This is a genomic window from Sulfurimonas sp. (assembly GCF_032250635.1).
Lineage (GTDB): Bacteria > Campylobacterota > Campylobacteria > Campylobacterales > Sulfurimonadaceae > Sulfurimonas.
Genome location: NZ_JAVVFL010000101.1, coordinates 1 through 8,046 on the forward strand (window position 1 = coordinate 1; position 8,046 = coordinate 8,046).

General features: G+C 39.4%; 8 protein-coding genes. 6 read left to right on the top strand and 2 right to left on the bottom strand.

Annotation, left to right across the window (positions count from 1 at the left end; genetic code table 11):
* From RQ763_RS07125 to RQ763_RS07135, 3 genes are all read left to right on the top strand, one after another.
* Window positions 1-973: succinylglutamate desuccinylase/aspartoacylase family protein (locus tag RQ763_RS07125; RefSeq protein ID WP_314152035.1), on the top strand; the 973-nt coding region annotated here is incomplete at its 5' end.
* A 2-nt stretch (window positions 974-975) separates the two neighbouring features.
* A complete protein-coding gene (locus RQ763_RS07130; RefSeq protein WP_314152037.1) occupies window positions 976-2,028 on the top strand; it encodes a peptidase M42 in 1,053 nt (350 codons plus the stop codon).
* Entirely contained in the window at window positions 2,025-2,810 is a 786-nt protein-coding gene (locus tag RQ763_RS07135; protein WP_314152038.1) for a magnesium transporter CorA family protein, read from the top strand. Before RQ763_RS07130 ends, RQ763_RS07135 begins: the two co-directional genes overlap by 4 nt.
* A gap of 73 nt (window positions 2,811-2,883) precedes the next feature.
* On the opposite strand, the gene RQ763_RS07140 is transcribed toward RQ763_RS07135, so the two are convergent.
* A complete protein-coding gene (locus tag RQ763_RS07140) occupies window positions 2,884-3,015 on the bottom strand; it encodes a hypothetical protein (protein ID WP_314152040.1) in 132 nt (43 codons plus the stop codon).
* Between the two features lie 242 nt (window positions 3,016-3,257).
* Here RQ763_RS07140 and RQ763_RS07145 point away from each other — a divergent pair, with 242 nt between their 5' ends.
* From RQ763_RS07145 to RQ763_RS07155, 3 genes are all read left to right on the top strand, one after another.
* The gene (locus tag RQ763_RS07145; protein ID WP_314152041.1) at window positions 3,258-3,980 is read left to right on the top strand and encodes a 2OG-Fe(II) oxygenase; all 723 of its coding nucleotides are present in this window, start codon (window positions 3,258-3,260) and stop codon (window positions 3,978-3,980) included.
* A gap of 64 nt (window positions 3,981-4,044) precedes the next feature.
* Window positions 4,045-6,018 (top strand): excinuclease ABC subunit UvrB, encoded by a 1,974-nt coding sequence (gene uvrB / locus RQ763_RS07150; protein WP_314152042.1) that lies wholly within the window; start codon window positions 4,045-4,047, stop codon window positions 6,016-6,018.
* 13 nt (window positions 6,019-6,031) lie between these two features.
* Complete coding sequence (locus RQ763_RS07155; protein WP_314152043.1) at window positions 6,032-6,598, top strand: DedA family protein; 567 nt, start codon at window positions 6,032-6,034, stop codon at window positions 6,596-6,598.
* A gap of 6 nt (window positions 6,599-6,604) precedes the next feature.
* Here the strand turns inward: RQ763_RS07155 and pckA are convergent.
* Window positions 6,605-8,046, bottom strand: a 1,442-nt coding sequence (gene pckA, locus RQ763_RS07160) for a phosphoenolpyruvate carboxykinase (ATP) (RefSeq protein ID WP_314152044.1), incomplete at its 5' end; no start/stop codon positions are given.

Genomic DNA, 8,046 nt, shown 5'->3' on the forward strand with positions numbered 1-8,046 from the left:
AAAACTTTACAACACACCGACTCAGCTCCCCATACATGTTATCAGAGGCAAAAAAGAGGGTCCTGTGGTCTTTATCAGTGCAGCCATCCATGGAGATGAGTTAAACGGCATAGAGATAATAAGACGACTTAGAAAACTGAGCATTTTAAAGAAGATAAAAGGAACTATTTTGCTGGTTCCCATTGTTAATGTTTATGGAATTATGACGCTCTCAAGATATCTGCCCGATAGAAGAGATTTAAACAGAAGCTTTCCAGGAACTCCAAAAGGCTCTCTGGCGAGCAGGGTTGCAAAAATATTTTTTGATGAAGTCGTAAGAAAGTGCGACCTTGGAATAGACCTTCACACCGCTTCAATCCACAAATCTAATCTTCCCCAAGTTAGAACAAACATAGACAACGAGTACGCTTTTTCTTTGGCAAAAGCATTTGGAGCTCCCGTTGTTCTTCACTCCGAACTTCGAGACGGTTCACTAAGGGCAGTTGCACAAGAAGAGGGCATCCCAATACTTCTTTATGAAGCGGGCGAGGCGCTAAGATTTGATGAAACCTCAATCAGAATCGGCGTACATGGGATAATTAATGTGCTTAGAGAAAACGGAATGCTGCCAAAAGTCGCAAAAAAAAGAGATAGAAAAACTCCCATAGTTACAAGAAACAGCCAGTGGATACGCTCAAGCGAGAGCGGCATGCTAAGAACCATAAAAGCTCTTGGCGACACTGTGCGCATAGATGAGATTATCGCTTTTATAGATGAGCCCCTCGGAGATAACAGTTTTGAGCTAAGAGCACCGTATGACGGGGTAATCATAGGCAAATCAGAGATACCTCTTGTGCAAGAGGGAGATGCTATTTTTCACATAGCAAAACTTAGGAATCTTGAGATAGCGGAAAATAAAATCGAGTATTTTAATGAAAATTCAATTGAGTTAAGCGAATTTTTTGAACTCAACAACGAGGATATAATAGAGTAATCATGGAACTATTTTACGATATATTGAAACAACTTATCCGAATACCGAGTGTCGTCGGGGAAGAACACCCCTTTTTTATGTTTATAAAAAGAGAGCTTGAAGAGCTGGGCGTAAAGGTTGAGTATTATGACGGTGTGCTTATAGCAAAAGGGGATGACCCAGAAAGTGGATATATCTCTGCACATGCCGACAGACACGGTCTTATCTGTACGGGACATAACGAGTTTCAGTATGCTGCGTTTATTGCAAAAAACAAGGCGGACTTGACGGGTGATTCAAGTTCAGAGCAGCTGCTTCACAACTTTACCGCAAGATTTGTCGATGAAAAAGTTCAGGCGTATGAGCCATGGTCTGGAACCTACTTGGGACTTGGCTCGATTAAAGATGCTTTTTTATGCCAAAGAAGAAAAAACATTATCTTTAAAGTAGCGGGGTTTGACCACCTGTTTCCCGGAACACCCATAGCTTTCACCGATAAACTTGAGATAAAAGACGACCTCATTTCGGCACAACTCGACAACGTCATAAGCGTAGCCATCATCATCTACATGTACGCCATCGGCTATCAGGGAACAGCTTTTTTTACCGCTTCTGAGGAGGCTGGAAGAAGCTGGAGATTTTTGCTAGAGTGGTTTAGACGTTTTGACATAAAAACAGACGAGCTTCTCGTTCTTGACACCAGCCCCTACCCTACTCTGGATGAGATTAAAAATATAGACATAGTTATGAGAAACAGAGATTCCAACGCAGTGTTCAGGTCGCCTTTAAAAAATAAGATAAAACAAATAGCGATTAAAAACAAGATACGCTATGATTTTAAAGACAACTATTTAAAAGCTAAAATGGCAAGAAACGGCACGATAAGCTCTCTTGGAACTACAGAACTTGGAAGATTGATTCATGCAACCAAAGGCGAGATACAGGGAACTACGCTGCAGATACCTACAATCGGGTATCATACAGTCCATGAAACCACAACAAAAAATGCAGTTGAGGGAATGATTAAAGTTTTAAAAAACCTGTATATAACTAAAAACATAAAAGAGGAAAAGTGACTAATATTCATGACCTAGTTGACAATCTTCACTTAGAGGATTTACAAAACGAAAAACATCCATCTATATTTGATGAAAACGATGGCTATGAGATGCTGATTCTCAGATTGCCAGTGATCCTGGATGAGCTTGAAGTAGTCTCCACAGGATTTATTATCACTCCCGATAACAGCTATCTATATATGAGAGACGAAGAGGAATTTAAAGCTTTAGGAAGCCGTTTTGAAGCTCCTTATGAGATTTTAGACGGCATGGTTGATGAACTTTTAAAAGCTTTTGACGGTTACCGCGACCTACTTGAAGATATGGAGGAGAGCCTTTACCTAAATAAAACGGCAGACTCTTTTATGAACCAATGGCTAAAACTTAAACGCAATATTGTACGAATAGAGAGAATACTAATACATGCATCTTTGACTATGGACAGGGCGATTGAATATTATGAAAAGAGTAATAATTTTCCGCTAAATCACTATATTGACCTGCATGAACACATGGAGAGAACAATGAGGTCTGCTACGCTTCAACTCTCGAAACTAGACTATATTTACAAGTTTTACACCACTCAAATGAATGAAAAAATAAACCGTTCGATATTTGTCCTTACTATTATTTCGGCAATTTTTTTGCCGCTTAATCTTGTAGTCGGTTTTTTTGGCATAAATACGAGTGGGCTGCCATTTACAGGCGGAACATCAGGAACCAACAGCGTTATAATCTTGATGATATGCTTATTTGTTATTACCATTTTTGCTATTAATTTTATAAAGAAAAGGATTTAAAAAAGGAGGTTTGTCACTAAAATAGGCTGAGAGACCTATTTTAGAAGGAGAAATAAAATTTTAGATATTTAAATTAATAAATATCTGAGTTTGGGTGGTTAGGCTTAGTAATGGGGGTCTGAGCCTCTTTTTTGTCGTAGTGAACTACGTTGTCTGCTTGAAGAGCACCTAATGTCAATGCGATTAATAAAATAATCTTTTTCATTTTGTATCCTTTGGTAAGAACGCATTACGCTCTAATTTTTTAAATCAGAGTAATTTTATCCGATTTAACTTTTAACTTTCTTATCACTTTTTAATTACATAGTAGTTTTAAGAATTTTTTAAATATCTCAAAAGATTCATAATTATAATCATAATTTACTCTAACTCAGATACAATTCTAAAAATAATAAAGTTAAAAATCCTCGTAAGATTTTTTTTAACATAGGTTTACAAAGTACCTAAATGCAACAGATTAGCAACCATATATTTTGCGACGACTTCATCGCAGAGTTAAAACTTGAAACACGGCTTATGGTAAACCCATATTATGACTATCCATATCTTATAATCAGAGATTTTTTTTCAAAATCTACCTGTGATGATATCTCTAACTATGCCTATAATACCTCGAAGGGCGAGAAAGCTAAAGTAAAAACAAGGCTTCTTGGCAGTATCGTTGACCCAAGTGTTAACGAGAGCATCAGAAAGACCGTTATTCATAAACTTTCAAAGCTGCATATAAAAATGTACGAGGAGAATTTTAAAACATTTCAAGCGGAGATTGAGCGCTTCTTTAGCGTTGCACTCACAACGTCAACAGCGCTGCAGGCGCTGGAGTACACAAAAGGGTCGTTTTATATTAAACATGCGGATGACTCAAATGAGCTGGTGGATGCAGATGGTAAAACGGTAGGTTTTATCCAAGTAGCCCCAATGCGCAAACTTACAACCGTGCTTTTTGCAACTTCACATGAGAAGTGCAGTTCTGATGCGCATAGCTTTAGCGGGGGAGAACTGATTTTTAATTATCTCTTTGATGCCAACGGCAAACAGATCAAACTCTACCCTCAGGCAGGAGATATGATAGTTTTTCCAAGCAACCCGATATACAGCCATGAAGTTCTACGTGTAGAAAATGGTTACAGGCTGACTCTTGTGCAGTGGCATAACGCTATTATCAACTAATCAAACACCAAATAAGCCTTTAGTCTATTTTCCAATAATAACGTCAAATCAGTTATAATTTCACATGTCAAAATTTAAAGTTTATTCAGATTATTCGCCTGCTGGCGACCAGCCTACAGCCATTAAGACCATAAGTGATTCCATTATAAAAGGGAACCGTTACCAAGCCTTAGAGGGCGTGACTGGAAGCGGTAAAACCTACACTATGGCAAGTGTTATAGAAAAAGTGCAGATGCCGACCATCATCATGACTCATAACAAAACTCTTGCCGCACAGCTTTACAGCGAATTTCGCCAATTTTTTCCAAACAACCATGTAGAGTATTTCGTCTCCTACTACGACTACTATCAGCCAGAGGCGTACATCCCGCGCCAAGACCTCTTTATAGAAAAAGACAGTGCCATCAACGACGAGCTTGAGCGTCTTCGCCTCTCCTCAACTGCAAATCTTCTCAGCTATGATGACGTTATCGTCGTGGCATCCGTATCTGCAAACTACGGTTTAGGAGACCCTGAGGAGTATGAAAATATGGTGCAGTCCATTGCCATAGGCGACACAATTGCACAAAAAAAGCTTCTGCTTCGTCTTGTAGAGATGGGTTACAGTCGAAACGACACCTACTTCGATAGTGGGCATATACGCGTAAACGGCGAGACTCTAGACGTATTTCCGCCCTACTTTGAGCAAGAAGCCATCCGCATAGAGTTTTTCGGCGACGAGATAGAGGCTATCTACACCTTTGATGTAATAGATAACAAAAAGCTTGAAGAGCATAAACACTTTACTATATACGCAACCTCGCAGTTTAGCGTAAGCCAAGAGAAGATGTCTGTGGCAATAAAACGCATAGAAGAGGAGCTTGATGAGAGGCTTGCATACTTTCAAAAAGAGGGCAAACTTGTTGAGTATCAGCGTCTGAAACAGAGGGTAGAGTTCGACCTTGAGATGCTTCAGACTACGGGAATGTGTAAAGGGGTTGAGAACTACTCAAGACTTCTCACAAACAAAAAACCGGGGGAAGCACCCTACACTCTGCTTGATTACTTTGCTCTGCACCATAAAGAGTATCTCGTAATTGTTGATGAATCACACGTTTCACTCCCGCAATACCGCGGCATGTACGCGGGAGACAGAGCCAGAAAAGAGGTTTTGGTGGAGTACGGTTTTCGTCTGCCGAGTGCGCTTGACAACAGACCTCTGAAAGCTGATGAGTATATAAACAAGGCTCCCCACTACCTTTTTGTCTCTGCAACTCCATCAATTTATGAACTTGAGATGTCAAGCGTCATCGCAAAACAGATTATCCGTCCTACCGGGCTTCTTGACCCTGTTTTGGAGATAAAACCATCAACAAACCAAGTTGAAGATATACATGATGAGATAAAAAAGGTAACTGCCAAAAATGAGCGTGTTCTGATAACGGTTCTTACAAAAAAGATGGCAGAAGCGCTTACAAAATATCTTGCAGATTTGGGAGTAAAAGCCGAGTATATGCACTCAGAAATAGACACGATACAAAGAAACCAGATTATACGTTCTCTTCGTCAAGGCGAATTTGACGTTCTAATCGGGATAAATCTACTGCGTGAGGGGTTGGACCTTCCTGAAGTGAGCCTTGTAGCCATCTTAGACGCGGACAAAGAGGGATTTTTAAGAAGTGAGACAGCTCTTATACAGACAATAGGAAGAGGTGCCAGAAACTCAAACGGCAGAGTTATTTTATACGCAAATAAAATCACAAACTCTATGCAAAAAGCTATTGACATCACTAATGCCAGAAGAGAGGTACAGGAAAAATATAACATAGAGCATAATATTACTCCCACTACTACCATTCGTAGACTTGATGAAAATCTTAAAGTAGAGGATTACGGCGGTATTTACCAAAAACATAAAAAAATGGATAAAATACCGCCTTCAGAGAGAAAAGCGATGATAAAAGAGCTCTCTTTAAAAATGAAAGATGCAGCTCGCGAACTAAACTTTGAAGAAGCCGCTCGCCTTCGTGATGAAATAACAAAAATAAAAAAACTTTAGGATACATAGATAAATGGAAGATACATTTAGCAACTTAGCGACTTATGGATATATAGGACTTTTTCTCTACTCTTTAGGCGGTGGTTTCATAGCCCTTATCGGAGCAGGTGTTTTGTCTTTTATGGGTAAAATGGATTTAAGTCTCTCCATTCTTATAGCATTTATAGCAAATGCTCTTGGAGATTTTTTACTTTTCTACATGGCAAGATATCAAAAAACAATGATGATTGATGGTCTGCGCAAACATAGAAGAAAACTCGCACTTGCACACATTATGATGAAAAAGAATGGTTCGTGGATAATTTTAATCCAAAAATTTGTCTATGGCATAAAAACACTTATACCGATTGCTATCGGATTGACAAAGTATGATTTTAAGAAATTTGCTATATTAAATGTTTTAAGTGCCGGTGCTTGGGCTCTTATTTTTGGACTCGGCAGTTACTATTCAGGTAATTTTTTAGTAAAAGTAGCTCAAGTTGTAGGTGATAAGCCATGGATAGCGCCTATAATTTTAGTAGTTTTTGGCTCAGCTTTATGGTTTTATATGAAACATGCCACGAAGAAAAAAGTCAAATAGAGAGATTTAACTCTCTATTTTTGGTCCTGCAGCAGAGTAGTCAAACTCGCTGTCTTGGGTCTGATATTTTTTAAAGTTCTCTATAAACATCTTGGCTAACGTATCTCTGGTTGTATCAAACCCTTCTTTATCCACCCATGCGTTACGAGGGTTAAGAATCTCTGGATTTATATCTCCCAGAGTTTTTGGAACATGTAGACCAAATGTTTTTGTAACATCAAATTCGCTGCGCTTGATGCTTCCGTCTAAAATAGCATTGATGCACGCACGTGTGTCTTTGATGCTCATTCTATGTCCAACACCATATTTTCCACCCGTCCAGCCGGTATTTACAAGGTAAACATTCACACCGTGCTTGTCAATCTTTTCACCAAGTAGCTTAGCATAAACCGTTGGATGAAGTGGCAAGAAAGCCTCTCCAAAACAAGCGCTAAATGTTGCAACAGGCTCAGTGATACCGCGCTCAGTTCCAGCAACCTTTGCAGTATAACCGCTTAGGAAGTAGTACATTGCCTGTTCACGAGTAAGTTTTGACACAGGAGGAAGAACGCCAAAAGCGTCCGCAGTTAAAAAGATTATATTTTCAGGATGGCTTGCACCTAGGGATGGTTCGTGGTTGTCTATATGCTCTATCGGGTAAGAGACTCTGGTGTTCTCTGTTTTGCTTGAGTCTTCGTAATCGACTTCGCCGTCACCGTACATGACAACATTTTCAAGCAGAGCACCGGGCCTAATGGCGTTGTAAATCTCCGGCTCGCTCTTACCATCAAGATTTATAACCTTGGCGTAACAGCCGCCTTCAAAATTAAATACACCGTCATCATCCCATCCATGCTCATCATCACCGATAAGTCTTCTATGTGGATCTGTTGAGAGCGTAGTTTTCCCGGTACCGCTTAGTCCGAAGAAAAGTGCCGTATCACCACGTTCTCCTACATTTGCAGAACAGTGCATAGAGAGTTTACCCTCTAGCGGCAACCAGTAGTTCATCATAGAGAAGATTCCCTTTTTTAACTCGCCGCCGTACCATGTACCGCCGATAATAGCTATATTATTCTCGATGTCAAAAAGCACAAAAACTTCAGAGTTGAGCCCATGCTCCATCCATTTGTCGTTAACTGCTTTACAAGCATTTAGTACAGTAAATTGTGGTTTAAAAACTTCCAGTTCTTCTTCTGTAGGGCGAATAAACATATTTTTAACAAAGTGAGACTGCCAAGCTATTTCTGTAATAAAACGTATATTCTTTTTTGAAGCTTCGCTAGAACCGCTATAAACATCAGTTACATAAAGATCTTTGCCGGAGAGCTGCTCTCTTGAGAGATCTAAAAGTTCATTAAATATTTCTTCACTGATTTTTTGATTTATATCACCCCAAGCAATATATTGATTTGACGGATAACGATCTACAAAATATTTGTCTTTTGGACTGCGACCGGTAAAAATAC